Here is a 16,076-nt window from a genome sequence, read left to right as displayed (position 1 = left end):
TTTCCTCAGCTTTAGACTCGATCTATTTTTCGTTACTATCTTGATGGGCTGCTTTTTCTTCAGCGAGTTCATCTTTTAGCTTACGGATCTTCAACCCAAGCTCCTGTCCTCTATGGCGAGCATAGTAAGTACAGCCGATGAACATACAAGTCGCGAACAATAGCTCGAGCGCGACCCATAACAGCTCTTCTGGAGAAACCCAAAGTAAGCTTAAGCTATGAATAAAGTAAATCATCACGATGAAGTTAGCCCAAGCATAAGTGTATGGCTTGTCTTGTATAATCCCTTTTAAAGGCAGTAGTAAAGGTAGTATGTACACAGTGAATACAAAGCCTGTGCTATAGCCTTCTCTGGGGGCTAGCCAAAAAAGCCACGTTGGCATGAGAACAAGCAGTCCAACATAGCCAAAAATAGCTAAACGTTGATAAGTAACAGTGATGGGTTGTTTTGTTGGTTTAGTCATTTTAACTTACTAGCAATATTGAATAATCTGATACCGACCGCGCGGCAAATTCTCTTTTCGCATTCGCTCAGTACATTGGAATTATGTACTCCTGCAACATGTGTCGCTCCATAGGGGGTACCACCGGTTGTCGTTTCTACTAGCTCAGGTACATCGTAAGGCACACCCAACAGCATCATGCCATGATGGAGCAATGGCAGTGATAGGTTAAGTAGTGTGGCTTCATTGCCGCCATGCATGCTGCTCGATGAGGAAAACACACAGGCGGGTTTGTCTATTAGTTGGCCTTTTAGCCATAGATCGCTCGTGGTTTCCCAAAAAGTTTTCGCTTGCGCGGCCATCATACCGAATCGAGTCGGGGAGCCAAAAGCGAGCGCATCACAGTCGATGAGATCTTGTTTACAGATCACGTGATCATGTGGCTGCTTCTTTTCGAAAGTACGAAGTTTAACGACGGCACCACTGAACTCTAGCGCATCGCTAATTTCATGAGCCATTGCTTCAACTGAGCCATGGCTAGAGTGATAAAGAACAACGACGTTAACCATCAAAGAATTGACAATACTGATTCAGGTGGACGACCTAGCGCAGCTTTTTGTCTGTTCACAACGATAGGGCGCTCGATCAATTTTGGGTTGTCAATCATGGCTTGACGAAGTGTTGTCTCATCACTGTCTTTGCTCAGCCCAAGCTCTTTGAATAAAGTTTCTTTACTGCGTACCAATTGATGCGCAGAATTAAAACCCAACTGCGCTAATAGCGTTTCAAGCTGCTCAAGACTGATGGGCGTTTTTAGGTATTCAACCACTTCTGGCGCAACCCCATTTTCTTCAAGTAAAGCAAGCGTTTCGCGTGATTTTGAGCAGCGAGGGTTATGATAAATTGTAACTGACATATCTAGTCCTATTCGTTTTTACGGCCATTTTAATGTATGAAGAAGGCGACTTAAAGCTTTGCTAGCTCTTTTTGCATTTGGCGGTACTGACTTAACAGCGCCTTTAAGCGAGTTTCTTTGATCTTTTCTTTTTCTTCGACATGATTTAAAGCCCGTTGAATTTCGTCGGCGGCTTTCATATAAGCGCCATATAATGCAAGAACACTGGCTCGCATCTCATGATATGCTGCTTTATCTCCCTGTTGTTTGTACACGTCACTGAGTAATTCTTTAGCGAGTGCATGCTCAGGCTTTTCGAGCAAGAAGAGTCTTAATGTGCGTTCAGCTAGGTCTAATTGGTTTGCCTTTATAGCGGCATTGGCGAAATTAAGCGTCAGAACTTGGTTGTTAGGCCGAAACTCGTGCTTAATTTGCAGCATCTTGGCCGCTTGCTGAGGCTGCTTTTGTGCAATCAGTAAGTCGGTGTACGCATCTAGGTAGAAAAGGTTGTTATCATCTTGTTTTAGCAACTTTTCCAATAGAGATTGTGATTGTTCTAACTTGCCTTGATCCAACAGGCTCAACGCTAAGCCGTATTCGAGCGCTTGCTTATTTAGCTCTGTGGCTTTGAGTCGTAATTGGCTTTCAAAAAACGCTTGCGCATCTTCACTTGAGTACTGATAGCGCGCCAGAACTCGACTTTTAGCCAATTCAAATTTAAGGCTTGCTGGTACATATCGGGTAGCATATTGTTGGGCCCTAAGCCGCACATCTGATACCCGAGATTCAGGCAAGGGGTGAGTTAACAAGAAAGCGGGCGGCTTTGTTTGGTAACGAATTTGCGCTGCTAATTTAGATAAAAACTCACTTGATTGTGTGGGATCGAACCCCGCCTCATAGAGGGTTTGCATACCAAATCGGTCAGCTTCTTGCTCGGCTTGTCGACTATGCGTTAGTTGACTTAATTGAGCCTGAGTAGAGTTAGCTGCGAGTATCGCCATACCTGCATCAGGTGCGACTACCGTCGTTAATATACCTGCGATCATGCCCGCCAAAGTCATCGCACTATTATCTTGTGCTTGTTGAATGCGCCTAGCTAAGTGACGCTGTGTGACGTGTGCAATTTCGTGACCTAATACGGATGCCAGTTGACTTTCATTATCTGCCTCTGCGAGTAATCCGGTGTGAACGCCAACATGCCCGCCATAAAACGCAAAAGCATTTAATGCTTGGTTATTTATCCAAAAAAATGAAAATGGAAAACGCACGTCATTGGCGTTGGCGACGAGTTTATTACCCAACGACGTTAGGTATTCATCCAAAACGGGATCTTGAATAATGGGGGATTGGCTTCGGATCTGCATCATCATAACTTCACCGATGGCCTGTTCTTTTTCTATGGGTAGCGCTTGTAGAGCTGAAGTGCCAAGATCGGGTAATTTTAAGGCACTTTGTCCATGGCTCGTTTGGCTCGCGATCAACATCGCCACACCCAACACCCCACGGACTACAGGGGTCAATTTCATACTATTCCTTTTTTAAACCTTCACCGAGCATAATGCGTGCGATGTCAATTTCATCACCGCATATACGGGCGTCTTTTTCACACATTAAATAAAAATCTTTAATTGTGACACCACCAACCGACACAACGTTCAATTCGGCTTGTAAAAAAGAGATAACCTTGTGAACAACTTTGTGGGCATGAAGTATTAGTGCTTTGTCCGCCGAATCACCTCTATCAAAGTAAAAGCCAATAAATTTATGTAATTGGTTTATACGGATCAAATTTTTCATACTGTGTGGATCCCAAACCCTGAACTCTAAGAAACGATTATCCTTTACGTACTTATCAACTTTGGTGTCTTTGGCATAGGGAAACGCCCACAATTCAAATCCACGTTCCGTAAATACTTGATTGAGTGCGAGCCTAGGCTTGCCTTCACAGTGAATAGCGCCAAAATTGTCTTCATAGCCGTTAAGCAACTCTAAGTTCCAGTTGCGTTTATCAAGTACTCTTTTCACCGCGTTATCAAAGCCGTGGTGCAAAATTCCTTCGGTCTCGCTAATTGATGACGCGACCATGTGATAAAAAGGCGGTAACTCCCCCCAATTGATCTGCTTTTTATACCAGTTTATTTCTTTAAGAGTAGGGTTGGCTGGTAATATAGCCTTATTGTTCGCATGGGACATAACGAGCGACTCTCCGACATTATTTATCGTAAAAGGATAAACCATTGTACTCTATCAGGCCACAGTTGTGCGCGTTTATGTTACATGTCCGAGGTGCTAGAATCGTGAAAAATATTGTAGATATATACTTAGAAAAAATTAATGCCAAAGCCAAAAATAGAAGTTAATTTATCGCTTTACCAATGCCCTCAATTGTTTGTGCAATTTAAGTGGCAGTTGAAAAAAGCGGAGCAAGCCAATTCAAATATTCATTTTTTTTATCTCAAAGAGCAAGACATTGGTGATATAGTGCGATATCTCAGTCAGCATAGTTATTCTTTTAAAAAAAATGACGGCGCAGAGCCATCAATAGAGGTTCATATAAGCAATGTTTGAAATTGTAAAAGCTTGGTACCAAAACAAATTTTCAGATCCTCACTCAGTCACGCTGTTGTTGATGTTGATAGCATCAGTGGCATTATTGTATTTCTTTGGGCCATTTGTAGTGCCGGTTTTAGTCGCTTTGGTGATTGCCTACTTGCTTGATTGGCCCGTGTCGCGTTTGCAAAAAGTGGTGCCAAACCGCACTTTTGCAACAACCTTGGTTATTTTATTGTTCGTTGGTCTATGTTTGGCTTTGATGTTGGGGATTGTGCCAGTGCTTTGGCAGCAGCTCAGTAACTTGGTGCAAGAAAGCCCCCATATGATTGAGCAGGGTAAAGCGTTTCTATTGCATCTGCCTGAGGATTATCCGACGCTTATTTCCGCTAACCAAGTGCAAACTTTGGTGTCTAGTGTGGAAGCAAAAGCACTTGAAATTGGACAGTTTGTCGTTTCTATGTCGTTGACTTCCTTGAAAGACGTCGTAGCTTGGCTGATCTATCTTATTTTGGTGCCGTTACTGGTATTTTTTATGCTTAAGGACAAAGAGGTCTTGACGAAAGGGATCTCTAGTTTAATTCCTAAAGAGCGTCGTTTGATCAGCCAGGTATGGTCGGAAATGGATCACCAAATTATGAATTATATTCGTGGCAAGGTGTTCGAAATTGGTATTGTTGGTTCAACCAGCTTTATTGCGTTTTCTGTTTTGGATTTGCGCTATGCTGCCTTGCTTGGTGCGCTTGTTGGGTTATCAGTGCTAATTCCATTTGTTGGTGCAGCGCTTGTTACGATCCCGGTTGCAGCCGTTGCAATGTTTCAATTTGGTGTTGAAGCGCAATTTTGGACCGTGGTGATTGTTTATGGCGTTATCCAAGCGCTTGATGGCAATGTATTGGTGCCGCTGTTATTTTCTGAAGCGGTCGATTTAAACCCAGTCTATATTATTGTCGCAGTGTTGTTCTTTGGCGGCTTATGGGGCTTTTGGGGGGTATTTTTTGCAATTCCATTGGCGTCTTTGGTTAAAGCGCTGGCGAACGCATGGTCTAATCAACGAGAAGATGATAAACGCATCGTGAGTGAATAAAATGAAGGCACGCACAGTGCCTTCATTTCAGTTTTACGTTGCGGGCCCAGTACTTTCTCGTACTACAAGGCTAGGCGTAAATGTGGTTTTAATGTCTTTATCCTGCTTTCTTGAACCGCGGGTTTTACTAAACAGCAATCTTGCGGCATGTTCTGAAATGACATCATTCGCTTGGTGTGCGGTGGTGAGTTTTGGCCAAGTTTGGCGCGAGAATGGCGAATCTTCGAACCCAGTTATGGATAATTCACTCGGAATATCGATATTCATTAGACGTGCGGCAAATAATGCGCCAGCTGCGACTTCATCGTTACCACCTAAGATTGCGGTAATGCCGTGTGGATTACCATTTTCAAGCAAAGCTTTCGCGCCTTTTACGCCTGACTCGAACGAATAACTGCCTTCGTATAGTAGTTCTTCTGATGGCTCAATATTATGATCGCGCAAAGCTTGTTGGTAACCAGCCAAGCGTTCCGAAGTTGATTTGTGTTCTTTGTCCCCAAGCACAAAGGCAATCCGCTTATGTCCAAGAGACATGAGATGCTGAGTAATCTCATATGCAGCCGCATAGTCATTGACCAAAATACAGTTGTTTCGTTCTGGCACATCGTTTTCGCGGCCAGATAATAAGCGAACGTACTGAACCTTCATCTCATCCAGCATATCGATAATACTTTGCTGCTCAGAAAGCGGTGGGGTAAGTACAAGGCCAGCTAAGCGTGAACGCTTAATCATGGTTATGAACTCGTCTTGCATATTGTCATCTAGGTAACTGCAAGGATGGATAACCAACTCATAGCCTTCATCTTTACAACGAGACAACACACCATTTTGCATATCAATTACGTAATAGGCATTCGGATTGTCGTAGACAAGTCCAATGGCGAATGAGGACGTACCAGCTAAATTCCTTGCAGCAATATTAGGCTGATAGTTCAACTCATTAACTGCACTCATTACCAAATCATAAGTCTTTTTTCTGACTGAAGGTTCTTTATTGATCACCCGAGAGACGGTTTTCATTGAAACACCGGCTAACTTAGCGACATCATTAATGGTGACTTTCATGTTATTGTTCTTTTATTTCCGTAGCCTAAAGCCCGTTATATTTGATGTTTGACTTTACATTGTTGAAGTTAATGGCGCCGTGCCTTCAACAAGAATAAAAGCTTCTTTACTCGTGCGGTAAAACAGAATAACTATACTACACATAACTTACCTAACATAAACTTTAATTAACACAAAACAAATCCATTCAACTCAAGGCAGAAAGATTTAGTTGTTAGAAATTCATTAAATGATCATGTGAGCTGCTTAGTCTATCTAATCTAAACGAAAAATAGCAGTACAAATATCACAAATAAATGAATGATACCGGTGTCAAAAGTCAAAAATTGCGTTATTATCCACATTATAAAATTGGATAGAAGAAAATTGACAGCGTTGTCATCTTGGCATATGGTATTTGCTGACGATAATCTTTCGCGACTAAAAACAGCCGGTTAAAGGCATCGTTTGACGCGCTTTTGTTAGGGGAATGAGTATGAGTTGCCGTAGTGATTTAAGTAGTTGGCAGGCTTTAGAGCAATCTGCAATTGAATTAAAGCAGCAGCATTTGAAGAACTTGTTTGCACAAGACGCACAGCGTTTTGCAAAGTTCTCTTGTCAAATACCCGGATTGTTATTTGATTACTCGAAACAATTGATTGATGAAAAAGTGTTTTCACAACTGATTTCTCTAGCAGAACAAACAGAACTAAGCGCGTGGCGTGAGAAAATGTTCAGTGGAGAAAAGATCAACTTCACTGAAGAGCGAGCTGTGCTTCATGTGGCGCTTCGAAATAGATCGAATACACCCATATTAGTTGATGGCCAAGACGTGATGCCATTGGTGAATGCAGAATTGGCGAAAATAAAAGCCTTCTCTGAGAAAGTGCGCAGCGGTCAATGGGTTGGATACACAGGCAAAGCGGTGAAGGACGTAGTTGCTATTGGAGTAGGTGGCTCAAACCTAGGTCCTCAAATGGTAACTGAAGCACTAAAAAGCTATGCTGATGATACGTTAAATGCGCATTATGTCTCGAATGTTGACGGCGTTCAGCTAGCAGGTGTGCTTGAAAAGCTTGATCCAGAAACAGCACTCTTTGTGGTTTCATCGAAAACATTTACAACATCTGAGACGATGACCAATGCCCGTTCTGCAGTTGCTTGGTTTTTGGAGCATACTCAGAATGAAAGTGACATTGCAAAACATTTTGTTGCGGTAAGCACTAATTTAGAGAAAACCCGTGCGTTTGGTATCGCGGATGAAAACGTTTTTACTATGTGGGATTGGGTTGGCGGCCGTTTCTCTTTATGGAGTGCTATTGGCCTACCTATTGCTCTGTACCTTGGCTATGACAGCTTTGTTGAAGTACTAGAAGGTGCATTTGAGGTGGATGAGCACTTTAGAGAAGCTCCTTTTGAGCGTAACATTCCGCTCATCATGGCACTACTAAGTGTTTGGAATACGAGCTTTTTAGGTCATGCTGCGCAGGCTATTTTGCCATATGATCAGGCATTACATATGTTGCCTGCATACTTGCAGCAAGGTGAAATGGAAAGTAATGGTAAACATGTCGCGTTCGATGGAACCCAGGTGCCGTATACTACCGTACCTTTAATTTGGGGCATGACGGGTATCAACGGGCAACATGCATTTTATCAATATTTGCACCAAGGCAATAATATCGTGCCTGCGGATTTTATCGCATCGCTTAAACCTCAAGTGAGTGTTGGCGCACACCATGATATTTTGTTATCAAACTTCTTCGCGCAAACTGAAGCTATGATGACAGGGGTAGACGAAGAGCAAGTGCGTGCCGATTTATTAGCTAAAGGCAAATCGGAAGTTGAAATAGAGCAGCTTCTGGCACACAAAATCCACCAAGGTAATCGCCCAACGACATCAATGATATTAGATGTCGTGGACGCTAAAGCCATAGGTCGCTTGATAGCGTTGTATGAACACAAGATTTTCTGTCAAGGTATCTTGTTAGAAATCTGCTCATTTGACCAGTGGGGTGTGGAACTCGGTAAAGGGTTAGCTTCAAAAATTGAAAAAGAGCTAACTGAACAGAATATTAGTTTTGAGCACGACAGTTCAACTGCGGGCTTAATCGCATACTATAAAAATAATAGATAAATAGTTTCGCCATAAATGTTTGGCAACCAGTTCACTTCTAAGTGAAAAAATACCTTTGAACGGGTAGCGCTGGAGTTCTTAGGGCCTGTATTTTTGTGAGAGGAATTACAGTGCCCCTAAGACTCATTTATTATGTCTTCACCCGTTATTCTCATCGCGGTGTTTATTCACCATCAAATTTAATAGTTGAACTGTTACAATCGAATTCAACACCGTTAATAGGCGGTTAGTCTGGTACGCTAAGGCATCGGTTAAACCAGACTCAAATAAATCAATGCGTGGTCATCGAACAAGGGCTGTTATGACGCGCTTAACCAGTAGAGAGTAATTTATGCTTAATCCTTTTGATATTGTTATTTTTGGTGGGGGCGGTGATTTAGCATTACGCAAGCTATTGCCTGCAATGTATCGCGCATATCAAGAAGGTAACTTACCTGAAGGCTCTCGTATTTTGCCAACTGTTCGAGAAGAAAGTAAAAAACAAGAATATGTCGAAACAGCACAGCAAGCCCTGAAGTCATTTTTAGGGGACGGAGAGTTTAACCTACGCGATTGGAAAGCATTCGCCGAGTATTTGGTTCCTGTGGTTATTAATGTTACGGAACCTGATGCGCATTGGGATGAGTTACGTACGATTTTAGAACAAGACGCGCTAGATAAATCTCGCGTGTTTTACTTGTCACTTCCACCTGCTGTTTACGGCACCTGTTGTGAGATCTTATCGACGAAAAATTTGATCACAGAGACATCACGAGTGGTTGTCGAAAAGCCAATTGGATACTGTGGTGAATCAGCTGAAGAGATCAATGCTAAAATTGCCGAGTATTTTTCAGAAGAACAGATTTTCCGTATCGACCATTACCTAGGTAAAGAAACAGTTCAAAACTTAATGGCGCTACGATTCTCAAATGCATTGTTTGAAAATCTCTGGGATGCAAAATCTATCGATAACATTCAGATAAGTATCTCTGAGACTGTAGGTTTAGAGTCAAGAGCGGGTTTTTATGACAAAGCTGGTGCATTGCGAGACATGGTGCAAAACCACCTTTTGCAGCTTTTATGTTTGGTTGCGATGGAGTCACCTCATAAACTAAACGCCAATAGCATTCGTGCTGAAAAGCTCAAGGTACTTGAAGCATTGCGTCCTCTTGTTGATGAGCAGGTTGATGCTAACATTGTGCGCGGTCAATATGTACCAGGTGATTTAAATGGCAAACTTGTTCCAGGGTATTTGGAAGAGTTGGGTGAAGGTTCAAGCAAAACGGAAACTTTTGTCGCTATTCGTGCGCATATTGATAACTGGCGTTGGGCTGGGGTGCCTTTCTATCTAAGAACGGGTAAACGTATGAAAAAGCGTTGCGCGGAAATTGTCGTGGAGTACAAGTCTGTCTCTCATAATGTGTACGATGATTCTGTAGGAACAATTCAACCAAACCGTTTGGTGATCCGCTTACAACCAGAAGAAACGATTCAGTTAACCTTGATGTCGAAGCGTATGGATAACTTAAACATGGAGTTACAACCTGTGACGTTAAACATTGAGTTAAGTCAACAGTACGGCTCAAGTTTCCACTCTGATGCATATAAGCGATTGATGCTTGATGCTGCGGCAAACAATCCAGCATTGTTTATTCATCGTGATGAAGTACGTCAAGCTTGGCAATGGATTGATCCAATTATTGAGCGCTGGCAGAAAAAAGGAACTCCATCGTTGTATCGCGCAGGTTCTTGGGGTCCAGAAGATGCCGATGAGTTACTGCAAGAGAATAACCATGCGTGGTTTAATGTTGGAGAACAAGCGTAATGGCCCAATTAACAGAACATTTTTTTGACTCTAAAGAAGCGATGACCGCCGCTCTAGCGAGCAAAATTGAGGCTGGTCTAGTTCAGGGTATAGAGCAAAATGGCCGTGCGGTCATGATGGTATCTGGGGGATCTTCTCCTGCGCCTGCTTATTGTCATTTATCCAGTTTGCCACTTCTATGGGAAAAAGTGTCGGTTGCTATGGTAGATGAACGTTGGGTTGATGCAACCCACGAAAAATCGAATGAAGCATTTATTAAATCAACATTGCTACAAAATAATGCAAATAAAGCACATTTTGTCACCATGAAAAATTCTGCTCAAAATGCAGTTGAAGGGCAAGCCGAATGTGAAGCGCAATATCAGGCGCTAGGGCAGTCTGACATCACAATATTGGGTATGGGCCCCGACGGTCATACAGCGTCATTGTTCCCCCATGCTGAAGGCTTGGAATTTGGCTTAACGACGTCAAATGCTGTCTGTGCAATCAACGCGAAACAAAGCGAAGTGACGGGCAGTATTACTGAGCGTATGACACTCACGTTAAATGGCATAGCGAATTCGCGTCAGGTCATTTTGCTTATTGGCGGTGAAGAAAAACGCGCAGTGTATGAGACAGCCAAGCAGGCAGGCTCTGAATTTGACATTCCGCTCAGAGCTGTTTTGAATCATCCAGATATTGACCTTACAGTCTATTGGTGTCCATAACAGGTCCGTGTATTAAGTACCGAGTGAGCCTTTCTCACTGACTTGCTCGGTATTTTTATTTTTTCTTTGATAAATGACTTCAACGCTTTTCGAAATAATTACCTCAACTTCCAAAACCTCAATAAAAACGTCACTTTTAACACCTAAAATGAACTAATTCATAGTTTGTATGCTAGACATTCAGAACTTGAAAATCTATAATGACAGCGTTGTCATTTTTGAAATATACACCCTTGAACACTTCTGCCAAAGTTTCTCGAAACCAACATAAATATTTCAAAAAGTTATAATAGGGCATCCTTCATATCAATTTTCATATTAGAGTTCCCTTTTTGGCTTCTCAATTGGGCTTTTTATGTTATATTCTCACCAGATTTTGTAACAAATCATACAGTTAGATATTAAGACTTTAGTAAATTCAATATCTTACATTTATTGTTGAATATTTTTTGATTAATTCAACAAAAAACATGTAGCGGATTTGTAATTTACGGTGTATGGTTTGTTATTAGATGACAGCGTTGTCATCATCACTGGGCAGAAGTGATACAAAATTCCAACAAAATGATTCAAGGGGAATCCTGTGTTAGCTAATAATTTTAAGAAAAGCTTACTAGCAGTAAATGTCGGTCTTGTACTAAGTGCAGGTGTTTCAGGCATAGCAGTCGCTGCTGATAATCAAGTAAAAGAAGATGTTGAAGTAATCGAAGTTCGTGGTATTCGTGCCTCAGCAAAAGCGGATATCAACAACAAACGTTTTGCAAATGCGGTTGTTGATTCAATCACTGCCGAAGATATTGGTAAATTTCCAGATAAAAACGTTGCAGAATCACTATCTCGTATTACTGGTGTAGGTGTAAGCCGTGAATTTGGTGAAGGTGAAAAAATCACTGTTCGTGGCTCAGATCCAACAAAAAACCGTACATTGTTAAATGGTCAAAATGTAGGTACTGCGGATTGGTTCATTTTGGACAACCCTTCTCGAAGCTTCAACTTCACGATGCTACCTTCTTCTCTAGTTAGCAGCTTAGAGGTATTTAAGTCTCCAGAAGCGCGAATCGATGAAGGTTCTATCGGTGGTACGGTTATTCTGAAAACTCGCAAGCCACTTGACCTTGATTCAAACACAGTTCACTTAAGCGTGCAAAACCAGTACTCAGAAGTTTCTGAGGAAAATGATCCGCTAGTTGAAGGTCTATTTTCTTGGAAAAATGAAGACGAAAAATTTGGTATTTTAATCTCAGGTTCAAAGGCTGACAGAACCGTTCGCCGTGAAGGTTTTGAGGTATTAGGCTGGGACGCGCATGAAGATGGTACTTATACCCCTCGTACTATGGGGGTGCCTGTATTCCGTCAAGATAGAGAAAGAACGACATTATTCGGTTCTATACAGTTTGCACCATCTGATGATTTTAGCGCAACGTTAAATGTCCTTGACTCCAACATGGATGTGAATAACACGAACTCGAACTATCTTTTAATGAACCCAGGTTCAGAAGCAGAATTAACTTATTCAGGAAAGAATGCGCTTAAAGGTACTGGTGGTAAAGATGTTCGTTGGAACCATATCAACCGTATTTCAAGCACAGACACTAACTCTATTCATCTAGACATCGATTTTGCAACTGACTCATATACAATGAATGTAGAGTTAGGTACAACTGAAGCGAAAGGTGGTACGCTTAATGAAACTTCATGGGAGTATGGTGGAGAAGGTAACTACAACTTTGATTTAACTGGTGGTACGCCAACAGTAAATGCGGGTATTGACGGTACTGACGGTTCTAAATTCAAAGGTGGTTGGATTTGGGGTGGTAACAAACCAACGACAGATGAAGAATCTTATGCACAAGTTGACTTTGATTTTCCAGTAGAAGCTGGTGTTTTCACTTCAGTAAAAGTCGGTGCTAAGTACCGCGATCAAAAGCGCACCCAGGATAGGAATATATATAGTTGGCACTGGGCACCTGCTAACGATGGTGTAAGTGATAACTATATGAACCAAATTCTTAAAACTGACTGTCCGACACTTGCACATTGTGATCTTTCAATGGGCACGGACTCGGTAGGGGCTGATGTTGTGAATGGGGACATCACAAGCCAGTTGACACATAATAGTGCTAAAATGCTTGAGTTAGGCTTAGGTTCAAATGCTGCGTACGCAGCACACAAAGGCCTAGACCAAATATTTGAAGTTAAAGAGAAGAAGACTTCTTTCTATGTTCAAGGTGATTTCTCGGGCGATGGTTTCCGTGGTAATTTAGGTGTGCGTGTAGCTAAGACTGATCAAGACTCTTCTGGTTACTTGTTCTCTTCGGATTCAGGTGCCTTACTTACGGTTAAGAACCCTGGACCAAATGGCGACTTAGTTCCTTCAACATTAGAGTGGACAACAGAGTCTCGTAGTTACACTGAGATTTTACCAAGCTTCAATCTATCGTATGACGTCGCAGAAGATCAAATCGTTCGACTTTCTGCCGCGAGAACGATGGCTCGTCCTAACTTTTTTGATATTTCTCCAATTACTGCACCAAGCAACTTAGAAGAAGATAACCCTACTGCTAAAGCGGGTAATCCAAACCTTGATCCGCAGTTAGCGAATCAGTTTGATGCAGCGTGGGAATACTACTACGGTGAAGCTTCTTTATTTGCAGTAACGTTATTTTATAAAGATATCGAAAGCTACCAAACTTCTGGCACCTCAACACAGGCGTTCTATCACCAAAAAACAGAATCATGGGTTGATGCTACTGTATCTCGCCCTGAAAATGGTGCAGGTGGTACAACAACCGGTATTGAAGCTTCATTGCAACATGACTTTGGTAATGGCTTTGGTGTAACAGCTAACTATACCTATACAGATGCTAACAACGATGGTGAGCGCGATGTAATGAAACCAGGCTCAGGCCTTATCATGGGTGCTTCAGAGAATATGCTTAACGTTTCTGGATACTATGAAACTGAAGAGTTCTCTGTACGCGCGATGTATAACTATCGTACTAAGTGGTATAAAGGTCTTCACGATTCTGGTACTGAGTTATGGAATGATGACTACGGTCAATTAGATTTCAGTGCGACTTATAATGTAACTGAGAATATCTCGGTTGTATTTGAAGGTATTAACTTAACTGACGAAGAAGTTATTGAGTATAATACTGATAAGGCGCGAGTACTGTCTATTTACCAAAATGGTAGAAGATTCGTTCTTGGTGCTAACTTACGATTCTAATGAGTCAAAATAAATTATAAAAATGCCGCTTAGCGGCATTTTTTTTCTAAAATAATTGACTCCACCTTGGGGTATTCATCAGTAAGTCCTGATAATATTCCCTTGTATTTTTTGTTTTCCATTTCATAGTTATCATTTTTATCAAATACATAATGTTTAAATATTTCATGCCATGAATTTCTTTGTGACTCAGGCAAGTTTCTAATGGTCATGATTGTATGTATTAAACTTTCAGATGCTTTCATATTTGTTCCCGCATCGTTTTCCCACCAGTAATTAACAAGCGCATTAATTCTTTCTTGGGCTTTAACGTAATGCCACCACAATGGTGGAATATACAGCGCATCACCTATATTCAGAGAAACTTTTATAACTTGTGATTGGACCATTGAAAAATCTGGATGCATCTTGAGGTCTGGTGTTTCGAAATTAACCATACTGACAGGAGGGCCAGCAATAGTGCGATCGATAGGGGCAACATAGAGGTGCTTTATTGCACTAGGGGGAAGCAAATAAAAGCATCTCTTACCGCATAAATTAAGCGCTATATTATGTTCTGTATCGTAGTGTCCCGGGACTGTAGAATCATTTCCTACCCAGAGTCTAGGGCTGACTGATGTTAAAAATTCTGGTGAGGGGTTTTGTTCGAGAAATGAAGGAAGGCAATCCTCTATTAAAGCGCTTTGCATGACGATTCGATCGCCTTCAAAATTATTCTCTTCAAGAATCAGTTTTTTTAAAACAGCACTTAATGGCAGTTGATAGCGATTAAATGTGTATTTGGAATAGTTTGAATCCACAAAACCAATTAACCCGTTATATGATTTGTCAATAACGAGGGAGTCAACGGGTTTCTTTGATGATTGTCCTATTAATTTTCTTAGGAATAGGTTTGTAGATTTTTTTGATAATTCTAAATTTGACCAGTCATCAAATAAGTTTTTAATAACGATTGGTTTATTTAAGTTCATTAAAAATTCTCTTAAATCTTTATGTTCCTTTGCGTGTATATTCTCGATCATGGCACTTTAAACCTATCTTTATCCGTGGTATTTTTAAGTTAAATATAATATATTTGTGAGTGTATAATGGAAAGTAATTATGAGGTTTTTGACCTCGAAAAACATCGAAATGCTTATGTAATACTAGATAAAAAATATGAGCATGCTAAGAGTCATCATTTTGTAAATATTACTCCGCATGAAATTGCGAAAGTAGCGCTCAGTTTTCCTATCTGCTTTGTTAAAAATCAGGTAGACAGTACTTTTCAACTAGTCGCGATTATGGGATTAGAGGCCGGAAACAATGCCTACTTCGATGGGGAAGGTTTTGTCTCGACTTATGTGCCACTTAATATTCAGAAATACCCATTCCATCTAGCAAAGACTGACGATGGTAATGTTTTTCTTGCTCTAGATAGCGCGTCGATTAATTACAGCGAACAGGGCGAGGCTTTAGTTACACATCAAGGTGAACCATCAGAATATACAAAACGTAAACAAGCACAACTTACAGAGTTATACGAGCAGGATAGCAAAACAGCTGAGTTTGTATCTGCACTCATTGAGCTGGGGCTTCTCAGCGAGTTGCCGTTCAAGTATAACTTGGGAGACGACAAGCCAAAGCAAATTAATGGACTTTATTCGGTGGATAGGGAGTTGTTGCGCGTTTTGGATGATGATTCTCTACTGTCACTTTACAAACTTGGCTATTTAGAAGCTATTTATGCACACCTCATGTCTTTAGGACAGTTTCAGAGGTTGATAGATTTATCAGCTAAAGCTTAGATTGCAATTCATCACTTTAGTGTGACTGAAAACCTTCACTTGATCTAAATAATAGATTCTAGGACTCATTAAGTCCCGACATTGAAATAAGCATAATGCTTATTTCAATGTCGTAGTTGATGTTTGGCCCGTTGGGCTAAACATCAACAGTGCTCACCTTTCTCGATAAAGAGAATATTTTTCTCCTGTTTTGCAATGACCTACACCTCTAGATATGAAACTCGTACCAAAAAACTGTTTACTTTTCGCTCTAGTGTGTTAAAAAGTAACAAAAAGGATATTGTTATTTGGTTATAAAGTAACATAGATGGTTACTTGTAAGTATACACAGCAGTGCCACTGTGAATAAAAGAGATACACATTGGTACTTTGGTAATGCATCAACTGGGTTGAA

14 protein-coding genes are annotated in these 16,076 nt (G+C 41.1%); 7 read left to right on the top strand and 7 right to left on the bottom strand.

The window, feature by feature from the left end:
• Window positions 1-22 precede the first annotated feature (22 nt).
• The 5 genes from AC5FX4_RS13985 to AC5FX4_RS13965 are packed head-to-tail and all read right to left on the bottom strand — an operon-like array spanning window position 23 to window position 3,530.
• Window positions 23-463: a DUF2069 domain-containing protein gene (locus AC5FX4_RS13985; RefSeq protein WP_493606973.1), complete on the bottom strand. Its 441-nt coding sequence runs from the start codon at window positions 461-463 to the stop codon at window positions 23-25.
• Window positions 460-1,011, bottom strand: coding sequence for an NAD(P)H:quinone oxidoreductase (gene wrbA / locus AC5FX4_RS13980; protein ID WP_493606972.1), 552 nt, complete (start codon window positions 1,009-1,011; stop codon window positions 460-462). Before wrbA ends, AC5FX4_RS13985 begins: the two co-directional genes overlap by 4 nt.
• The gene (gene arsC / locus AC5FX4_RS13975; protein ID WP_493606971.1) at window positions 1,011-1,358 is read right to left on the bottom strand and encodes an arsenate reductase (glutaredoxin); all 348 of its coding nucleotides are present in this window, start codon (window positions 1,356-1,358) and stop codon (window positions 1,011-1,013) included. The genes wrbA and arsC overlap by 1 nt, the downstream gene beginning before the upstream one ends.
• Before the next feature lie 50 nt (window positions 1,359-1,408).
• Complete coding sequence (bepA, locus tag AC5FX4_RS13970) at window positions 1,409-2,863, bottom strand: beta-barrel assembly-enhancing protease (protein WP_493606970.1); 1,455 nt, start codon at window positions 2,861-2,863, stop codon at window positions 1,409-1,411.
• 1 nt (window position 2,864) lies between these two features.
• Window positions 2,865-3,530 carry a hypothetical protein gene (locus AC5FX4_RS13965; protein WP_493607829.1) on the bottom strand — a complete coding sequence of 222 codons (666 nt, stop codon included), beginning with the start codon at window positions 3,528-3,530 and terminating at the stop codon, window positions 2,865-2,867.
• A 141-nt stretch (window positions 3,531-3,671) separates the two neighbouring features.
• On the opposite strand from AC5FX4_RS13965, the gene AC5FX4_RS13960 reads away from it, so the two are divergent.
• The gene (locus AC5FX4_RS13960; RefSeq protein ID WP_493606969.1) at window positions 3,672-3,905 is read left to right on the top strand and encodes a hypothetical protein; all 234 of its coding nucleotides are present in this window, start codon (window positions 3,672-3,674) and stop codon (window positions 3,903-3,905) included.
• Window positions 3,898-4,974, top strand: a complete 1,077-nt coding sequence (locus tag AC5FX4_RS13955; RefSeq protein ID WP_493606968.1) for an AI-2E family transporter — start codon at window positions 3,898-3,900, stop codon at window positions 4,972-4,974. The genes AC5FX4_RS13960 and AC5FX4_RS13955 overlap by 8 nt, the downstream gene beginning before the upstream one ends.
• Window positions 4,975-5,007: 33 nt before the next feature.
• Here the strand turns inward: AC5FX4_RS13955 and AC5FX4_RS13950 are convergent, their stop codons facing one another.
• Window positions 5,008-6,039 carry a LacI family DNA-binding transcriptional regulator gene (locus tag AC5FX4_RS13950; protein WP_493606967.1) on the bottom strand — a complete coding sequence of 344 codons (1,032 nt, stop codon included), beginning with the start codon at window positions 6,037-6,039 and terminating at the stop codon, window positions 5,008-5,010.
• A gap of 475 nt (window positions 6,040-6,514) precedes the next feature.
• Between AC5FX4_RS13950 and pgi the strand changes: the two genes are divergently transcribed.
• The 4 genes from pgi to AC5FX4_RS13930 all read left to right on the top strand — a co-directional run bounded on the left by pgi (window position 6,515) and on the right by AC5FX4_RS13930 (window position 13,895).
• Window positions 6,515-8,155, top strand: a complete 1,641-nt coding sequence (gene pgi, locus AC5FX4_RS13945; protein WP_493606966.1) for a glucose-6-phosphate isomerase — start codon at window positions 6,515-6,517, stop codon at window positions 8,153-8,155.
• Window positions 8,156-8,486: 331 nt separating this feature from the next.
• Window positions 8,487-9,959, top strand: a complete 1,473-nt coding sequence (gene zwf, locus AC5FX4_RS13940; RefSeq protein WP_493606965.1) for a glucose-6-phosphate dehydrogenase — start codon at window positions 8,487-8,489, stop codon at window positions 9,957-9,959.
• Complete coding sequence (pgl, locus tag AC5FX4_RS13935) at window positions 9,959-10,666, top strand: 6-phosphogluconolactonase (protein ID WP_493606964.1); 708 nt, start codon at window positions 9,959-9,961, stop codon at window positions 10,664-10,666. Before zwf ends, pgl begins: the two co-directional genes overlap by 1 nt.
• Before the next feature lie 583 nt (window positions 10,667-11,249).
• On the top strand, window positions 11,250-13,895 hold the full coding sequence (locus AC5FX4_RS13930; RefSeq protein WP_493606963.1) for a TonB-dependent receptor: 2,646 nt from the start codon (window positions 11,250-11,252) through the stop codon (window positions 13,893-13,895).
• 29 nt (window positions 13,896-13,924) lie between these two features.
• On the opposite strand, the gene AC5FX4_RS13925 is transcribed toward AC5FX4_RS13930, so the two are convergent.
• Complete coding sequence (locus AC5FX4_RS13925; protein WP_493606962.1) at window positions 13,925-14,917, bottom strand: cupin-like domain-containing protein; 993 nt, start codon at window positions 14,915-14,917, stop codon at window positions 13,925-13,927.
• A 66-nt stretch (window positions 14,918-14,983) separates the two neighbouring features.
• Here AC5FX4_RS13925 and AC5FX4_RS13920 point away from each other — a divergent pair, with 66 nt between their 5' ends.
• On the top strand, window positions 14,984-15,682 hold the full coding sequence (locus AC5FX4_RS13920; protein ID WP_493606961.1) for a SapC family protein: 699 nt from the start codon (window positions 14,984-14,986) through the stop codon (window positions 15,680-15,682).
• The last annotated feature ends 394 nt before the right edge of the window (window positions 15,683-16,076 follow it).

Source organism: Pseudoalteromonas sp. ATL1 (assembly GCF_058933015.1).
Note: the sequence above shows the minus strand (reverse complement) of the source record. Positions and strands in the feature narration are given on the sequence as shown.